A 17318-nucleotide genomic window follows, 5' to 3' on the forward strand; every position below is an offset into this window, starting at 1 on the left:
TGGCCCGAAATATTTCCGGGCCATTTTTTTAAGCAAAATAGTCCGGCGCAAAACCGTTAAGATCAATTGTAGGAGCTTGATAATGAAGAGTATTTGCTAATGAATAGATATTTTCATTTGCGATAGAAAAAACAGTATCATTTTCGTCGAATTTCTGATTGTGGTTTTTGTCGATAATAACATAGATGTTGTCACCCATTCCCACTGCGCCCACCTCAGCTAAACTATTTTCACTGGCACCTTTGGTGATTTTTGACATTGCCTTGGCTAAAACATCAAACGCACGATCAGTGTTATTTATTGCCAATGAATTAAATAACGTATTAATTTGATTAGGTTGACTAATGTTACCATAAATTTCAATGTTACCTTTTTCATTCGGCCCAAAATTCCACTTTCTATCAGTTGACCCAGCATGTATTTGATCGTAACTGTATCTATTTAAGGTGACTAAATCATCTATTTTACTATTTTCGAAGGATACGTTTCGCACGCCAGTTGTTGAGTTTCCAATGATTGTATTGCCATGTACCGTAAAGTTACCGCCGTTGAAGGTTTCTATATCCAATAAGTTACCAAAAAGACTGCTAATGACATGCTCGTAAGGGGATGTGTTGTTTAGAGAAGACAGAAGTGAATAGAAAGCGCCACCACCACTACCACCTTTCTCGAGGAAAAGATCAATGACGGCATTGTGGCGTGGATCATTTTCAGGTAATTCTATGGATTGCAGCGTATCACTAAAATCCTCTTTAATGGTTAGGTATAGTCGTGTACTGGCGGTAACTGTGATATTTGATATATTGTTATCGCTTCCCCCGAGTGAAATTGTATTTATTGTGTTTCCACTTGACTCTAATTTCAGGCTTTCTTGAGTCGTTTTATCTTGACTAATTATATTTATTTCCCCTGCATTAATCCATCCGCCATTATTAGCGCCTATGTTGATTTTGAAAGCATCATCGACGAGGTGTTTTGCCATTTCAAGCGTCAATTTACTGCTAGCAGAGGCATCCCCATTTATCGTAAGCATACTGGACCAACTGGTATTAATTACCTTTACATCATCAGCCATACCGGACAATATTAATCCCGAAGAGCCAGTGGCTTTACCTCCATCGGTAGGTGTTTTCGGTAGTTCACCTTGAGCCAGAATCTTTATTGGTTGAGGATAAGTGCCATAGACCTTGGCAGTTTGGTTTAATAGACCGAAATCAAAAATATTTTTTCCCTCGGTTGAGATTAAATCACCGTTAAGATAGATGTTTCCTGTACCACGATAACCACCAAGTTCTATACCGCCAAAATACAAAAACTGATTTATATTGCTTATAATTTCGGCGTCATATCCATTGCCGCCGTTAGATGTCAAGTATACGTTTTTGCTGATAAAATTAGCAGAAATACTGCTCTGCGAAGAAGAAGACTTGGCTAAAAACGTTGCCAGAAACTCTTTATCGATAGCGTTTGCTCCCCCTGCAATACTGTTGCCATTCCATAGCAATCGAGTGAGTTCGTTTCCACTGAGACTCATATTTATTTTCGAGTCGGCAATATTGAGTTGATCGGCTATCAATCGGCTACTGGCAAGTTCGGTGAGCTCAATGATATTGTCTGCATTTAACAGATTGTTTTTGTTGAGGTAAAGAGTTATCGATCTTCCACTCAATGAGTTAATAACAATGGCATTGGCGGCGTAATCGCCTTGTAATGTTAAGTTTTTTAATGATTTTGCAAATCTAAGATCGATTGCGCTGGCATAATTAACATCCAGAGAAGCAGAGTTAAGGACGCCAATTTCGGCATGTGATAGTCTATGAATGCTCCCTGAGTTAATATCGCCAATCATTGCGCCGTCTCGATCCAGTATGATTTTTCCATTCTCCTGGTAACCTAATTTTTCGCCTATCTGTTGTTCAAGCGTGGCAATGTCTTTGGTTAGCGGGAGAGGGCCATCATTCAATGGTGATTTCCCATTGCGATATGCCTCTATAATATTTAATGTCGCCTGTAAGGCGTTGTTCTCCGCTTGTTGCAATATAACGTTTTTTTGCTCATTAGTTAAAGCTTGGCCATATAGTTTGATATAAAGTGAACTAAAGTCTGAGGCGGAACTAAAATGTGAGGTAGACTGCGTAAGAAGTGTCAATAATGCTAGTTCAGATTTTCCACTGTCTAACATTCTACTAAAACTGTCAAGTCCTCTGGCATCTAATCCGGTAGTTGTCGTCAGTAGCTGGAATAATACCGCTACATTTTCTTGCATCTTTAATGGCGTAAATTCTCCAGAGCCATAGACGTGCGTGGCTTTTAGAAAGTTTTGTTTGGCAATACTGTTATCTACATCATTGCGAACGTCGGTCATTAAACGGATGATGACGTCGCCTCGTGTTTCGCTATTGTTATTTAGACCTGAGCTGTATTTAGCTACGGTTGTAGTATCGGGGTTTAAGTCGTAAATGCATTTGTATATTCTCTTGACGAATTCGTCATTATTCAATGAAAGCAACCATGCTCGTGATTCTACAAAGTTATTAGCGACATAATTGACACTAACCCGTCCATCCGCAATAGCCTTGCTCCAATAATTGACGCCATCAGCATTAAATAGACTGCCAATAGTATAATAAATCCCTTGTACGTCAGCTGCAGCACTAGTAGCCGAGGTCGCTGGTGTTGGATATAGCGTAGCGTTAATAGTCTCGAACATGTGTTTTTGCTGAGCGGTTGTAGTGGGGTCGTTGCCGATGTAATGACGAGTGTCGTTGATTAAGTTACTGACTAACTGACCTAAAGAGAGTCCCGCGTTGACTTGATTGACTAACAAGTCCAACTTGGTAGGTGAAGGAGATTGGCCGGTCGCATTATGATAGATATATTCTACTTTTTGCACAGTAGTTAAGCCGTTATAGCGAAGATGGCCACTGGGAGAGTCAATAAGCTGGTTAGCCAAATATACATTGTCGTATAACGCTTTCTCGATTTGCCTTGTAAAGTATGTCAATTCTTGGTTATCTGCATATCGGCCCATGATTGCATAGAAAATAATGGCTGTATCTTGTTGTAATGAAATGAAATTCATTTTTTCTCCCCAAATGCAAGACTCAGTGAACTTTAAGTACAGCCAAGAATGACAAAAAAGCAAATCGGTTGTTTTGAGTGCACATACGCCGTTGGTACGGTTACCTGTAGGATATGCGCTTTTTTTGCCGATGTGTTTTCGCTACAATATACCGCCGTCGAAAGCATAAAAATTCCTCTTATTTCTTGTTTTTAACAGCGCCGGCATGACGTTTTCGCGTTGTGCACCCATTATCATTTCGCCGCGGGCTGATGCACACGGCATGGCGAGGTCAGTTGTTCCGATGAAAAACATTCTTTCTATCCAGTCGCACGTGGTGTTTGGTCACGCCGGCAACAGTGCGGCTGAATTTCCGATGCGCCGCATGGGCGTCAACGTCTGGCCGCTGAACACGGTACAGTTCTCCAACCATACGCAATACGGCCAGTGGACCGGCTGCGTCATGCCGGCCAATCACCTGACCGAGATCGCGCAGGGCATCGCCAATATCGATCAACTGAAGCGCTGTGATGCGGTGTTGAGTGGCTATATCGGTTCGCCGGAGCAGGGTGACCATATTCTGGCGATCGTGCGCCAGGTTAAGCAGGCGAACCCGAATGCCTGGTATTTCTGCGATCCGGTGATGGGGCATCCGGAAAAAGGCTGCATCGTGGCGCCGGGCGTGGCCGAGTTTCACTGCCGCCAGGCGTTGTCGTGCAGTGACATGATGGCGCCGAACCTGCTGGAGTTGGAGATGCTCAGTCAGATGGCCGTCACCAACGTGGCCGATGCGGTGCAGGCCGCCCGCGCGCTGATCGCCAAAGGGCCGCGGCTGGTGCTGGTCAAGCATCTGGCCCGGGCCGGCTATCACGCCGACTGTTTTGAAATGCTGCTGGTGACGGCGGAGGAGGCCTGGCACATCAGCCGGCCGCTGGTGGACTTCGGCGCGCGTCAACCGGTCGGCGTCGGCGATTTGACCAGCGGTCTGCTGCTGGTGGATCTGCTGAAGGGCGAGGCGCTGGATAAAGCGCTGGAGCACGTGACCGCCGCCGTGTATGAGGTGATGCTGACCACGCAGGCGATGGGCGAGTACGAACTGCAGGTAGTGGCGGCGCAGGATCGGATCGTGCAACCGCGCAGCGAGTTCAAAGCGGTAAAACTGTAAGTGCAACGGGCCCCGGCGATAGCCACCGGGGCCGAATGTTTACTTCAATCCTTCGGCGTTCAGCGCCGCATCCACCGCCGGGCGCGCCGCAACGCGATCGAACCAGGCCGCCAGATGGGCGTGTTTGCGCACGTCGAACTGCAGGGCGAACGCCCAACGCAACACGGTGAACAGATAGGCGTCGGCCACGCTGAAACGGTTTCCCAACAGGAAGTGCTGCTTCGCCAGCACCGAATCCAGATAGCTGAACTGTTGCTCCAGCCTGGCGCGCGCGATGGTTTTGTATTCCTCGGGCGTTTTCGGGTTGAACAGCGGGCTGAATCCTTTGTGCAGCTCGGTGGCGATGTAGTTCAGCCATTCGATCGCGTGGTAGCGCGACAGAGTGCCCGCCGCCGGGATTAGGTTGCGATCCGGCACACGGTCCGCCAGGTATTGCACGATCGCCACGCCTTCGGTCAGCAGGCTGCCGTCATCCAGCAGCAGCGCTGGGACCTGTCCCTTGGGGTTGATGGCGAGGTAATCGGCGCCGCTCTCGGTTTTCTTCTGCGCCAGATCGACCTTCTCCGCCGTAAAATCCAGCCCTGCCTCACGCAGCACGATATGCGGGGACAGCGAACAGGCGCCGGCTTTATAGAACAGTTTCATCGGAAGCTCCTTGTTGATGACGAATGACGGGCATGCTTAACCTCTCATCGTAGTCCCATAGCACCAAAATTACAGCGGCTTAGCTAACAAATTTAACCGACGATCGCCTCGGCGGGCTGCAGCTGCGCCAGCGTCGCGGCGATCTGCTGCTGCAGCGCCGGCGGCGCCACCTGCATCGGCGAACGCAACTCGTTGGCGATCAGCCCCTGCTGGGCCAGCACCGTCTTGACCGGCGCCGGATTCGGGAAGCTGAACATCTGGTGGATCATCGGCAGCAGCTCATAGAAGTTGCTGCGCGCCGCAGCCAGATCGCCGGCGGCGACCTGCTGCACCAACTGGACGAAACGTTCCGGGTGAACATGCGCGGCGGCGGAGATGGCGCCGGTGCCACCGAGGCACAGCGTGGTGAGGATCAGATTGTCTTCCCCGGTCATCACATCGATTTCGCCATCGGCGATCAGCGCCATGGTGGTGTCAGGGTTGCCGCCGCAGTCCTTGATGGCGGTGATGCGCGGATGGCGTGCGAGCCGGCGCAGCGTAGCCAGCTCCATGGCGATGCCGGTGCGCTGCGGAATGTTGTACAGGATCACCGGCACGGTGGAGGCGTCGGCCAACTGGGTAAAATAGTCGATCAGGCCACATTGCGAAGGGCGGATGTAGTAAGGCGCCGGGATCAGCACGCCGGCGATGTCGCGCAGCTGAATGGCCTGCTGCATCTGCAGCGTGGCGGCCATGTTATTGCCGGAAAGGCCCATCACCACCTGGCGTGCAGGCGCCACTTCCAATACGGCGTCGAGCACCGCCAGCTGTTCTTCTTTGCTCAGCGCGGCGGCTTCACCGGTGGAGCCGCAGACCACCAGACCATCGATGCCGGCGTCGAGCAGGTGCCGCGCCAGGCGTTGCACCGCCGGCAGGTCGACGGCGTCGTGATTGAAAGGGGTAACCATCGCCACCCAAATACCCGAAAATGAGGCCATAAAATATTCCTTCTGTGTGACCGACAGAGAAGCCAGATGAGAAAATTGAAGGCGGGGCGTTGCGTGCCATCCAGTCAGCTCATCTGACGGGACAGCGCGCCCCGGTCAAATGAGCGTCTGTTTCTTCGATGTAACCGCCGCCAAACCGCCAAGGGGCAACGCAGGCGTCATCAGAATATCAGCGTTGCGTGGGTAGGCCATGGCAGTCTCGCGAAAAGGGGGAAGTGGGGTGATAATGAATATTCTTCATCAGGCTGTCAATTTACAACAGATTGATAACATTGTTATTCATGATTCGCCGGTGAGGATGAGTTTGGCTAATAAATAAAAATCCCCGCCGCGGCGGGGAGGGTTGGCTCAGCGCGGCGGGCGGGAGCCGATGGTGGCAGACCAACTGAAAGTGTCGCCACTTGGCCGGTAGCGGTTGGCTTTGCGTTCTGCACGCTCCGCCTTGGCGAGCTTCGCTCTGGCGGCCATGATGCGCGCCACCGCCTCATCCTTGACCTTGTGCTGTTCGGCGTTGGTCAGCGGCCTGCCATGGCTTTTACGCGCCTTGTCCAATTCGGTTTTCACTTCCCGCTGTTCGCTTTCCGTCATCTCTTTCAACGTCAACTTTTTCATCTGTGCCGCCCGTTCGGTGAAGTTGACTTACAGTTTAGCGGCGTTATATGACCGAAAATGTTATGGGCATAACGAAAATGCCCCGTAGGCCGGCATTACACCTCCTCCAGCAGCTCGTCGACAAAGCACCGCATGCGTTCGGTGCGCTGTTCGGCCATCTGCCGCCCGGCGGCGGTCTGGAAGCCGTCTTGCAGCTTGAACAGTTTGGTTTCGAAGTGGTCTAGGCAGAAACGCTTGTCGTCGTATTGACGATGTTCGGCCCGCGGATCGGCGGCGTCATACAGCGCGCTGCGCATGCGGCCGCCGATATAGAAGCAGCGCGCCACGCCGATAAGGCCGATAGCGTCGAGGCGATCGGCATCCTGCAGGATCTTCGCCTCCAGCGTTTGCGGCGGGATGCCGGCGGAAAAACTGTGCGCTTCAATGGCGTGAGCCACCGCCGCGATGTCCGCCGGCGCCCATTCCAGCCGGGCCAGCGTCAGCGTGGCTTGCTCCGCCGCCATGCGCGAGGCCAGATGGCGCTGCGGCGAATTCTTTTCCACCGCCACCGCGTCATGCAGCAGCACCGCCGCACAGAGAATGCGCCGATCGCCGCCTTCCAGCTTGCTGATCCGGCGGCAGTTCTTCCAGACTCGGTGCAGGTGCGCCACATCGTGCGAGCCGTCGTCAGACTCGAGGGTGAGCGGCAGCAGCGCTTGCGCCAACGCCTGATAGGGGGAAAACGGTTGTAACAGCTCTTGCGTCAGCGAGGGTAAAGACACGTTCAGCTCCTGTTGGGGGAAATCGATCAATCAGCATAGCCGCGTCGGATGCCGGGAAAATGACGGCGAAGCGGCTATTGTTTACTAAAGTGCAACTGACTATTGTCATAACTGCGGTTTTTGCAGCGAAACAAGCAACCTAAAATAGCCACGTTCCGCCGTCTCCGCTTGGTGAGAGCCTGTGTCCGCGGAGATGGCCGGAATATCCTCATCAGCCATGGGAGAAGAGACATGCCAACCCCTCTTGAAATAGTGCGCGCGACCTATGAAGGCAGCTCCGAAGAAAACGGCCGTAATCTGCTGGCGGCGCTGGCCCCCGATGCCGAGTGGACCGAAGCCGCCGGTTTCCCTTACGCCGGCACCTATATCGGTCCGGAGAACATCATCAAGAACGTGCATCAGCGTTTAGGCAGCGAATGGCAAGGTTACCGCGCCGACGTCGATCATTTTTACGACGCCGGCGACAATGTGATCGCTCAGGGTTTTTACCACGGCACCTACCGGTCCACCGGCAAATCCTTCAGCGCCTCTTTCGCGCATATTTATACGGTGCGCGCCGGTAAAATCGTGAAGTTCGTGCAGATCGTCGACAGTGCTAAGGTGCTGGAAGCGATGCAGCCTTAATCGCCGCTGCGCTTGCCGAATTTGCGATCGAACTCGCGCCGGTAGCCGCGAGCCTTGTTGCGATCGCGGATCCACAGATAACCGCACACCAGCGCGACCGCTCCCGAGAAGGTGACGTTGCGCATATCCCGGTCATACCAAAACACCAACAACGCATCCAGCGCCGCTACCAGGGCGATCCATTTATACATATGGGATTGGCGCCGCGTGGCGGCGTTGAGTCGCTTTAACTGTCTGGCTTCGTCCAACACCGGTTTTTGCTGCATAGCGTTTCGTTATCATCTGGCTGTTCACGCTAAATTAGCAGAATCCTCCCGGCCGCCGCAAAGATTAACGCGTGCCGTCCTGCGGTTTTCATCGCTCCTGGCGCGATGCTGAAAATTTCTGCGCAGACGCTTGAATTGTCCATTGGGCATGATAGGTTATTTATTCGCTATTTCTGTGTTTTTATTCACTTGCCGCGTGTCATCAAGCTGCCGCATTGAGCGGTTATGGTGAGGGGTTCGACGCATGCGGCGGTTAACTTCGGCAGGAGGATGTGATGAACGATAAAACGGTACGCCCGCAAGATGTGGTTCAACGCCAGCTCGACGCTTATAACGCCCGTGACATCGAGGCCTTTATGGCCTGCTGGGCGGACGATGCGCAGTATTACGAGCACCCCGACACGCTGTTGGCCAGCGGCAAGGCGGCGATCCGCGAACGGCACCTGGCGCGTTTTCGCGAGCCGAGCCTGTATGGTGAACGGATAAAACGCATGGCGGTGGGGAATATGGTGGTCGATCAGGAAGTGGTGACGCGCAACTTCCCGCAGGGGCGCGGCAAAATGGATGTTATCGCCATTTACGAAGTGGAGCAGGGGCGGATCGCCAAAGCCTGGTTCAAAATCGGCCCCTGCGTACCGGACGAAGGCGCGCTCTAACGCTGCGCTATTGCAACGCCATCACCGCCTCTATCTCCACGCACACTGCAGGTGAGAACAACGCGCTGATCGCCATCAATGAGCAGGCCGGCAGCGCGCCGTCGAAGTAGTCAAACAGCACCGGGCGCACGCCCGCCAGATCGGCGATGTCGGTCAGGAACACGCTGATTTTAATCAATGCCTTGAGATTCACGCCTTCGCTGGCGGCGATGGTCGCCAGCTGTTCGAGGATTTCCTGCGTTTGCTCTGACGCGCTCAACCCCTGAGCGTCGGTGGCGAAGGCGGTCAAGCCCGACACGTACAGGCGATCGCCGTGACGCACGGCGTGCACGTAAGGGCCGCCCGGCGTAGGCAATTGCGGATAATTAATGCGTTTTAATGATGTCATGGTCGAACCCCGCGCAAGACCGGTTAATAAAATCGACAAACTTGGTTAGGATACTGATGAAACGGCGGTCAGACGCCGCGCACCGATGATATTTGAGAGTATCATCTCTCTTTATTTTATACGTCGTCTCTCACCTGAATGTGACAGTGCGGCGCAGCTCGGCCACAAGGACGCATGAGACGATGAACCCGCTTTTTACTCCCTACCTGCAACGCTGGCAACTGGAGCAGGACGGCAAAGCCTTCGAAACCCACAGCAGCTTGCTGATGCCGGTGCGTTACCGCGGCGAGGCGGCCATGCTGAAGATCGCCCGCGAGCAGGAAGAGCGCTTCGGCGGTCAACTGATGTGCTGGTGGCGCGGGGAAGGTGCCGCGCAGGTGCTGGCATGGCATGACGACGGCATTCTGCTGGAGCGCGCGCAGGGCGAAGGTTCGTTGGCACAGTTGGTGCGCGACGGCGACGATGAGCAGGCCACGCGGATCCTGTGTCGGGCGATCGCCGCCCTGCATGCGCCGCGTGCCGCGCCGTTGCCCGAGCTGATCCCGCTGCAGGAGTGGTTCAGCTCGCTGTGGCCGGCGGCGCAGGCGCACGGCGGCATGCTGCGCCTCAGCGCCACGGCGGCGGCGGAGCTGCTGAGCAGCCCGCGAGAAGAAAGCGTGCTGCACGGCGATATCCACCATGACAACGTGCTGGACTTCGGCGAACGCGGCTGGCTGGCGATCGATCCCAAGCGCTTGTTCGGCGAACGTGGCTTCGATTACGCCAATATCTTCTGTAATCCCAACTACGGCATCGCGACCGATCCGGCCATTTTCCAGCGGCGCGTGGAACAGGTGTGCCGCCTGGCCGGGCTGGAGCGCCGGCGCTTGCTGCAATGGGTCCTGGCCTGGTCGGGGCTGTCCGCCGCCTGGTTTATGGAAGACGGCCAGGCGGCGGATATCGACTTCCGCGTGGCCGAGCTGGCGGCGCGCGCATTGGATCTCCCGCTGCCGGACGGCGATTCAGGGTTCATCCTGCCAGTAATCGAGCGAGGTTGAAGGGCGTTGCAGGTAGCGTACCTGCTCGCCATCATTGCCGCGCGCCATCGCCTGGTATTTGCCGGAGTCCGGGTACATCACCAGCTCCGGCTGCTCGCGCGTGCTGACGGACAGGTACTTCAGCGGCGCATCGGAGGTGTTGATGATCTGGTGCGGGTATTCCGGGCCGGGCGGAATGAAGATGACATCCCCGCTGACGATCGGCAGCATTTCTCCGGCCACCCGCAGCGTACCGCTGCCTTCCAGAATGATGAACATTTCCTCCTGAGCGTAGTGAAAATGGTATGGGCAGGAACGCATGCCCGGCGCCACGCAATCGAAAGAGGCACCCAGCTTGTCGGCGGCGGTGCCGGTGCCGAGGCGCGCGCCGACGCTGTCATACAGCGGCGGCCGCCGATCGTGCTGCTTATCTACCCGTTCGACATTGCGTATCAGGCGCTGAGCCAACAGCGCCGCTTTCTCAGTCATAAGCTTCCTTGGTGACATTGTCACTTAAAAGTTGACGATAGCCAGAGAGAATCCGTCCCAGCCCTTGCTGCCCACGGTTTGCAATGCGGTGGCGCTCAGGCGGGGTTCCGCAGCCATCATCGTGAAGAATTCGCGTACGCCTTGTACACGGGCGTCGGTACTGGCAGCATCGGTGACTGCGCCATCGCGCACCACGTTGTCACCGATAATCACCGTGCCCGGGCGCGCGAGTTTAAGCGCCCAACGCAGGTAATCCGGATTGCTCGGTTTGTCGGCGTCGATGAAGATCAGATCAAAGGGAGCCAAGACTTGCAGCGCGGGCAGGTGAGCGAGAGCGGGGCCGACGCGCAGTTCGACCTGGCCGGCGAGCCCGGCGCGAGCAATATTCTGGCGGGCGATGGCGGCGTGGTTTTCATCCGCTTCCAGGGTGACCAACGTGCCATCCGCCGGCAGCGCGCGCGCCAGCCAGATGGTGCTGTAGCCGCCCAACGTACCGATTTCCAAAATGCGTTTGGCGTTAATCATGCGGGCGAACAGCTGCAGCAACTTGCCCTGATTCGGTGCCACGTCATGGGCCGGCAGCCCGGCGGCGGCGTTGGCCGCCAGCGCCTGCAACAGGGCATCGTCTTGTTCTACCAGGCTGTCTGCGATATAGCGATCGACCTGGGACCATTGTTCCTTTTCTTTCATGCGGGCCTCGTGCGGGAAACGCAGTGTGCCCATCCAGTGAAGGTGCCGCCGCGCTGCTTGTCAATGCACCGCGTGCGTTTGGCATTTTATGTTGCTGTTCCTCGCCGCGGCAGCGATAGCAGCAGATGGGCGATGGCGCCGCCGACAATGCCCCAGAAGGCCGAACCGATGCCCAGTAATGTGACGCCGGAAGCGGTGATGAGGAAGGCGATCAGCGCCGCGTCGCGCTGTTTCTCATCATGCAGCGCGCGTTGCAGGCTGCCGCCGATGGTGCCGAGCAGCGCCAGCCCGGCGATGGTGTGGATCAGGGCGGCTGGCAACGCGCTGAACAGCAGGCCGATGGCGCCGCCGAACAGCCCGGCCAGCAGGTAGAAACCGCCGGCGGCCACCGCGCCCATATAGCGCCGCTGCGGATCGGGATGCACGTCCGGCCCCATGCAGATGGCGGCGGTGATCGCGGCGATGCACACCGAGAAGCCGCCGAATGGCGCCAGCAGCAGCGCGGTCAGCGCCGTCCAGGCGATCAGCGGCGAGGTGGGAACACGGTAGCCCGCCGCCTGCAGCGTAGCGATGCCGGGCGCGTTCTGCGAAGCCATGGTCACCACGAAGAACGGCACGCCGATGCCGAGCAGCGTCGGCCAGCTGAAGTGCGGTGCGATAAATTCCGGCATGGCGAACGCCGGCGCCTGCTGCGCCAGATGGATATTGCCCTGCAGTGCGGCGATCGCCAGCCCGGCTGCCAGCGTCAGCACGATGGCGTAGCGCGGCAGATAACGGCGGCTGAGCAGATAGGCCAGCCCCATACCGGCGCTGAGAAGGAAATTGAGCTGCAGCGAAGCGAAGGCGTCCAGCCCGAAACGCAGCAGGATCCCCGCCAACATCGCGGCAGAAATCGCCTGCGGAATATAATCCATCAGGCGAGCGAACAGTCCGGTGACGCCGCACAGCAGGATCAGACCCGAGGCGAAGATAAACACGCCGATCGCGTCGTTGATCGGCGTGCCGGGCAGGCTGGTGACCAGCAGCGCCGCGCCGGGCGTCGACCAGGCGGTGAGGATCGGGGTGCGGTAGTAAAGCGAGAGCCCCAGCGAAGTGACGCCCATCGCGATCCCCAGCACGCTCAGCCAACCGCCGATCTGCGCCGGTGTCGCACCCGCGGCGGCGGCGGCCTGGAAAATGATCGCGGCAGAGCTGGTGTAACCGACCAGAACGGCGACGAAGCCGGCCATCACGGCAGGCAGGGTTAGGTGATGCAGGGTGACGGCGGGACGCATGAGCAGCTCCAATCGCGATTTGTGCGTTATAACGCACGGTAAGAAATCAGCATAGCACCGTGCGCTATAGCGCACAAGCGGGTATAATCGGGCGCGATACGCAGAGGAGAACAGGATGCAGGAACTTGCCGGCCATTTGGCGCACACCCTTCGCACGTTGCGCGCGCAGCGCGGCTGGAGTTTGACGCAGGCAGCGGAATTCACCGGCGTCAGCAAAGCGATGCTCGGGCAGATCGAACGCGGCGAATCCAGCCCGACGGTAGCGACGCTATGGAAGATCGCCACCGGTTTCAACGTGGCGTTCTCCGCCTTTCTTGAGGCGTCGCCCGCGCAGCAGCAGGCGACGCTGCACCGTTACGGCGAGCTGCCGGTGTACGATCAGGACAACGCCGATATGCGCGTGGTGCCGCTGTTTCCCTACGATCGCCAACTGGGTTTCGATATGTTCGTCATCGATCTGGCGCCGGGCGCGCTCAGCGAATCGTCGCCCCATGAGCCGGGGGTAATAGAGCATGTGATCGTGATCAGCGGGCGGTTGGAGTTGGCGATAGACGGCGAATGGCACAGCCTGGCGGCCGGCGAGGCGATGCGCTTTCAGGCCGATCGGCCGCACGCCTACCGCAACGCCGGTTCGCAAACGGTGCGCATCCACGATCTGATCCACTATCCTCAATCCTGACTCAACGCGGCGGCCGTGGGCTTTGACTCCGCGCCGCCAAACGCCTACCTTGTTGAAAATGACTCTTATTTCACAGGCTGTCGCCCACGACGGGGCGGCGTTGCAGCCGACTCAAAAGGAGCTTGATTTTGCCGGTCACCAATCGACGTCAGTTCATTAAACTCAGTGCGCAAACCGCAGGAGCCGTATTCGCGATGACTTCATTACCCAACAGTATCCGCCTGGCGATGGCGGCGGAGGGCGGCGCGGCCGCCGGCGATGAATTCCTGTGGCTGGAAGAGCTGCAGGGTAAAAAAGCGCTGCACTGGGTGCAGCAGGAAAATCAACGCACCACTGCGCGCTTCGCCCAGGGCGAAGACTTTCAGCGCATTGAGCGCGAGGTCCTGGATATCCTCAATAAAGACACCCAGATCCCGTGGGTGAGCAAACGCGGGGAGTTCTATTACAACTTCTGGCAGGATAAAGCCAACCCGCGTGGCCTGCTGCGGCGCACCACGCTGGACGAGTATCGCAAGGCCAAACCGGCCTGGGAGACGGTGCTGGATATCGATGCGTTGGGCAAAGCCGAGGGCAAGGATTGGGTCTATCAGGGCTCGCAGCCGTTGGCGCCGGAATACCGCTATTGCCTGATGCAGCTGTCGCCGGACGGCGGTGACGCCACCGAAATCCGCGAATTCGATCTGGTGGCCAAACGCTTCGTCAAAGACGGCTTCAACGTGCCGGTGGCGAAAAGCCGGGTCTCCTGGGTCGATCGGGACACGCTGTTCATCGCCACCGACTTCGGCCCCGGCTCGATGACCCAGTCCGGCTACGCGCGCATCGCCAAACGCTGGCGGCGCGGTACGCCGCTGAGCGCGGCCGAAACGCTGTACGAAGCGCAGCCCGAGGACATGGCGGTCTTTGCCTATCACGACCGCACGCCGGGCTTTGAACGCGATTTCGTCGGCCGCAGTCTGGACTTCTATCGCCGCGACTATTTCTTGCTGGCTCAGGACGGCCGGCAGAAAAAAATCGATATCCCGGCCGACGCCGAGCTGGATACGCATCGGGAATGGCTGCTGATCAAACCGAGCAGCGATTGGGAAGTGGGGGGCAAACGCTATCCGTCCGGCGCACTGCTGGCGGCCAACTTCGATGACTATCTGGCGGGCAAGCGCGAGCTGCAGCTGCTGTTTACCCCGACCGCCGAGCAGGCGCTGAGCGGCTACAGCGGCACCCGCGATCATCTGATCCTCAGCATCATGGATAACGTGGTCAACCGGCTGGAGGTGCTGACGCCGCAGGGCGGCAGCTGGCAACGTCGCCCGCTGGGCAACCCCGGCGCCATCAGCACCATTTCCGCCGGCGGCATCGACGAAGAGAGCAACGCCTATTTCCTGACCGTCAGTGGGTTCCTGCAGCCGACCTCGCTGTACATGGGCAATCTCGACGGCGGTGAGGCGACGCTGCTGAAACAGGCGCCGCAGGACTTTGACGCCGCCGGCTATCAGGTCAGCCAGCATTTCGCGCGCTCCAAAGATGGCACCCGCGTGCCGTATTTCCAGATCGCCGCCAAAGATCTCAAGCTGGACGGCAGCACGCCGACGCTGCTGTATGGCTACGGCGGGTTTGAGGTGCCGCTGTTGCCGGGCTATCTCGGCGGCAAGGCGCCGGCCTGGCTGGAACGCGGCGGGGTATACGTGGTGGCCAACATCCGCGGCGGCGGCGAGTATGGTCCGGCGTGGCATCAGGCGGCGCTCAAGCAGAATCGTCATCGCGCCTATGAGGATTTCGCCGCCGTGGCCGAAGATCTCATCGCACGCAAGGTGACCTCGGCGCCGCATCTCGGCGCACGCGGCGGCAGCAACGGCGGCCTGCTGGTGGGCAATATGCTGACGCTGTATCCGCAGCTGTTCGGCTGCATCGTCTGCGAAGTGCCGCTGTTGGACATGCAGCGCTATACCCAGCTCTCCGCCGGCGCGTCGTGGATCGCGGAATACGGCGATCCGAGCAAGCCAGAGCAGTGGGCCTATCTCAAAACCTTCTCGCCGTACCACAATATTCAGGCGCAGACGGCCTACCCACCGGTGCTGTTCTATACCGCCACCAGCGACGATCGGGTCAACCCGGCCCACGCCCGCAAAATGGCGGCGCGCATGCAGGCGATGGGGTATCAACAGGCTTATTTCTATGAGAATACCGAAGGCGGGCACAGCGCCGCCGCCGACAAGCAGCAGGCAGCGTTCCACAGTGCGCTGGTGAGCGAATTCATGTGGGCTAATCTGAGCGGCAAGCCCAAGTCAGCGTAAGCTCTTTTCTCGCGGGCATAAAAAAACACCGGGGCGTTAACCCCGGTGTTTTTATTTACGCGCTATTCGCCCGGCGATCAGTGAGTCGCAGTGGCTTCCTGCGCTTTCTGATTGGCGTCTTCGCTGGTGTCCAGCGTCATGCGGTACAGTTTCGGCGCGGTCAGCATCATCAGGATAGCGATGACGGCGGTGGCGATACCGATCTGCATAAACACATGGCTGTAGATGGCCAGTGAAGCGTGCGCGTCGTTAATGTCGCTCGGGACGGCGGTCAGACCGGCGACTTTACCGGCGATCAGCGCCGCGGCGGCGGTGGTCAGGAACCAGGAGCCCATGATGAAGCCCATCAGACGCTGCGGCACCAACTGCGCCACCATCGCCAGGCCCAGACCGGAAATCATCAGCTCGCCGATGCTCTGCAGCGCGTAGCTGAGGATCAGCCAGTTGACCGATACGATGCCCTGTTCGTTGGCGAAGCTGGCGCCCCATGGCAGCACCAGGAAGGCGCAGGAGCACAGGATCATGCCGAAAGCGAACTTGTGCGGCATCGGCAGGCGATCGCCCATTTTGTTATACAGCGCGGCCAGAATCGGGCTGGCGAGCATGATCCAGAACGGGTTCAGCGCCTGGTACTGCTCCGGCTCGAAGGCGACGCCGAGGATGCTGTGTTCCACGTTGTGGATGGCGAAGAAGTTCAGCGAGGTTGGCATCTGGCTGTACAGCACAAAGAACACCACCGCTTCCAGCATCAGCAGGAAGGCGACGATCATCTTGCGGCGTGCGGCGCCGTGCAGGGCGAAGGTTTCCTTGGCGAACACCAGAACGATGCCGGCGGAGATGAGGGCCAGCGCCCAGCGTGCAATCACCTGGTTGTGCAGCAGCCAGCTGGAAACGGCGACCAGCGCCACGATGCCGACCAGCACCATCAGCAGTTTCGGCAGATGCAGCGGCTTGAAGTCAGGTTTGGAGCCGTTTTTCTTCACCCATTTGTGGCACAGCATAAAGTTGACCAGGGTGATCAGCATGCCGACCACGCTCAGGGAGAACGCCACGCTCCAGCCGTATTTCGCCGCCAGCCAAGGGGTCGCCAGCATGGAGAAGAAGGAACCGATGTTCACCGACATATAGTACATGGTGAAGGCGCCATCGAGACGCGGGTCGTCTTTCTCATAGCAGGTGGACAGCAGGGAGGACGGGTTGGCCTTGAACAGGCCGCTGCCCACGGCGATGGTCGCCATGCCCAGATAGACCCAGAAGATGTCGTGACCGGAGTAGGCCACCATGGCGTAACCGGCGGCCAGCACCAACGCGCCGAGCACGATCACGCGCTTGGAGCCCAGCACTTTGTCGCCCAGCCAGCCGCCGATGGCGACGAAGCCGTACACCAGGGCGCTGAAGGAAGAGAACAGGGTGATGGAGTCGGCTTCGCTCAGGCCGAGCATCTTGACCAGATAAACCGCCATGATGCCCTGCAGGCCGTAGTAGCCGAAACGCTCCCACAGTTCGATCGAGAAGATCAGATAGAACGCTTTCGGTTGTTTGAACGCGTTAAGGCTCACGCTCTCCGGATGTTGGTTGTTTGCTGTTGACACTGGTACCTCTGTTTTTTCGCAGCCCGTCTTTTGAGGACGGGAAAGTACAAAAGTTGATGCGGAACGGCATCCTTTTGCGTTGTTATAGGATGGGGACGGCGGTTAATGTTCACTATCTTTGTCAAC

At 57.4% G+C, this 17318-nt stretch carries 17 protein-coding genes; 6 read left to right on the forward strand and 11 right to left on the reverse strand.

Annotation, left to right across the window (positions count from 1 at the left end; all coding sequences use genetic code 11):
- Positions 1-28: 28 nt before the first annotated feature.
- Positions 29-3082: a hypothetical protein gene (locus ATE40_RS07970; RefSeq protein WP_063919372.1), complete on the reverse strand. Its 3054-nt coding sequence runs from the start codon at positions 3080-3082 to the stop codon at positions 29-31.
- A gap of 283 nt (positions 3083-3365) precedes the next feature.
- Here ATE40_RS07970 and pdxY point away from each other — a divergent pair, with 283 nt between their 5' ends.
- Positions 3366-4226: a pyridoxal kinase PdxY gene (gene pdxY, locus ATE40_RS07975; RefSeq protein ID WP_063919373.1), complete on the forward strand. Its 861-nt coding sequence runs from the start codon at positions 3366-3368 to the stop codon at positions 4224-4226.
- 39 nt (positions 4227-4265) lie between these two features.
- Here the strand turns inward: pdxY and gstA are convergent, their stop codons facing one another.
- The 4 genes from gstA to ATE40_RS07995 all read right to left on the reverse strand — a co-directional run bounded on the left by gstA (position 4266) and on the right by ATE40_RS07995 (position 7260).
- The gene (gene gstA, locus ATE40_RS07980) at positions 4266-4871 is read right to left on the reverse strand and encodes a glutathione transferase GstA (RefSeq protein WP_004938367.1); all 606 of its coding nucleotides are present in this window, start codon (positions 4869-4871) and stop codon (positions 4266-4268) included.
- A gap of 92 nt (positions 4872-4963) precedes the next feature.
- Positions 4964-5848: a 4-hydroxy-tetrahydrodipicolinate synthase gene (dapA, locus tag ATE40_RS07985; RefSeq protein WP_004938372.1), complete on the reverse strand. Its 885-nt coding sequence runs from the start codon at positions 5846-5848 to the stop codon at positions 4964-4966.
- Positions 5849-6205: 357 nt separating this feature from the next.
- Positions 6206-6469, reverse strand: a complete 264-nt coding sequence (locus tag ATE40_RS07990) for a YjbD family protein (RefSeq protein WP_019455965.1) — start codon at positions 6467-6469, stop codon at positions 6206-6208.
- Positions 6470-6564: 95 nt separating this feature from the next.
- The gene (locus ATE40_RS07995; RefSeq protein ID WP_084799133.1) at positions 6565-7260 is read right to left on the reverse strand and encodes an HD domain-containing protein; all 696 of its coding nucleotides are present in this window, start codon (positions 7258-7260) and stop codon (positions 6565-6567) included.
- 201 nt (positions 7261-7461) lie between these two features.
- Between ATE40_RS07995 and ATE40_RS08000 the strand changes: the two genes are divergently transcribed.
- A complete protein-coding gene (locus tag ATE40_RS08000; RefSeq protein WP_063919374.1) occupies positions 7462-7854 on the forward strand; it encodes a nuclear transport factor 2 family protein in 393 nt (130 codons plus the stop codon).
- Here ATE40_RS08000 and ATE40_RS08005 read toward each other — a convergent pair.
- Positions 7851-8120 carry a hypothetical protein gene (locus ATE40_RS08005; protein ID WP_019455962.1) on the reverse strand — a complete coding sequence of 90 codons (270 nt, stop codon included), beginning with the start codon at positions 8118-8120 and terminating at the stop codon, positions 7851-7853. The genes ATE40_RS08000 and ATE40_RS08005 overlap by 4 nt on opposite strands.
- Positions 8121-8395: 275 nt before the next feature.
- Here ATE40_RS08005 and ATE40_RS08010 point away from each other — a divergent pair, with 275 nt between their 5' ends.
- A complete protein-coding gene (locus tag ATE40_RS08010) occupies positions 8396-8776 on the forward strand; it encodes a nuclear transport factor 2 family protein (protein ID WP_019455961.1) in 381 nt (126 codons plus the stop codon).
- Between the two features lie 7 nt (positions 8777-8783).
- Here ATE40_RS08010 and ATE40_RS08015 read toward each other — a convergent pair whose 3' ends face one another.
- Positions 8784-9164: a RidA family protein gene (locus tag ATE40_RS08015; protein ID WP_063919375.1), complete on the reverse strand. Its 381-nt coding sequence runs from the start codon at positions 9162-9164 to the stop codon at positions 8784-8786.
- A 182-nt stretch (positions 9165-9346) separates the two neighbouring features.
- Here ATE40_RS08015 and ATE40_RS08020 point away from each other — a divergent pair, with 182 nt between their 5' ends.
- The gene (locus ATE40_RS08020; RefSeq protein WP_019455959.1) at positions 9347-10201 is read left to right on the forward strand and encodes an aminoglycoside phosphotransferase family protein; all 855 of its coding nucleotides are present in this window, start codon (positions 9347-9349) and stop codon (positions 10199-10201) included.
- Here ATE40_RS08020 and ATE40_RS08025 read toward each other — a convergent pair.
- From ATE40_RS08025 to ATE40_RS08035, 3 genes are all read right to left on the reverse strand, one after another.
- Complete coding sequence (locus ATE40_RS08025) at positions 10166-10669, reverse strand: cupin domain-containing protein (protein WP_063919376.1); 504 nt, start codon at positions 10667-10669, stop codon at positions 10166-10168. The two genes, ATE40_RS08020 and ATE40_RS08025, sit on opposite strands and share 36 nt — an antisense overlap.
- Positions 10670-10693: 24 nt before the next feature.
- On the reverse strand, positions 10694-11359 hold the full coding sequence (locus ATE40_RS08030) for an O-methyltransferase (RefSeq protein ID WP_063919616.1): 666 nt from the start codon (positions 11357-11359) through the stop codon (positions 10694-10696).
- 86 nt (positions 11360-11445) lie between these two features.
- The gene (locus tag ATE40_RS08035) at positions 11446-12633 is read right to left on the reverse strand and encodes a benzoate/H(+) symporter BenE family transporter (protein ID WP_063919377.1); all 1188 of its coding nucleotides are present in this window, start codon (positions 12631-12633) and stop codon (positions 11446-11448) included.
- A 115-nt stretch (positions 12634-12748) separates the two neighbouring features.
- Between ATE40_RS08035 and ATE40_RS08040 the strand changes: the two genes are divergently transcribed.
- Together ATE40_RS08040 and ATE40_RS08045 are read left to right on the forward strand one after the other, a co-directional pair.
- Complete coding sequence (locus tag ATE40_RS08040) at positions 12749-13312, forward strand: helix-turn-helix domain-containing protein (RefSeq protein ID WP_019455955.1); 564 nt, start codon at positions 12749-12751, stop codon at positions 13310-13312.
- A 194-nt stretch (positions 13313-13506) separates the two neighbouring features.
- Positions 13507-15600, forward strand: coding sequence for a prolyl oligopeptidase family serine peptidase (locus ATE40_RS08045; protein ID WP_019455954.1), 2094 nt, complete (start codon positions 13507-13509; stop codon positions 15598-15600).
- Positions 15601-15677: 77 nt separating this feature from the next.
- Here ATE40_RS08045 and dtpA read toward each other — a convergent pair whose 3' ends face one another.
- Complete coding sequence (gene dtpA / locus ATE40_RS08050) at positions 15678-17192, reverse strand: dipeptide/tripeptide permease DtpA (RefSeq protein WP_063919378.1); 1515 nt, start codon at positions 17190-17192, stop codon at positions 15678-15680.
- Positions 17193-17318: the final 126 nt, after the last annotated feature.

The sequence above is a fragment of the Serratia surfactantfaciens genome, assembly GCF_001642805.2.
Lineage (GTDB): Bacteria > Pseudomonadota > Gammaproteobacteria > Enterobacterales > Enterobacteriaceae > Serratia > Serratia surfactantfaciens.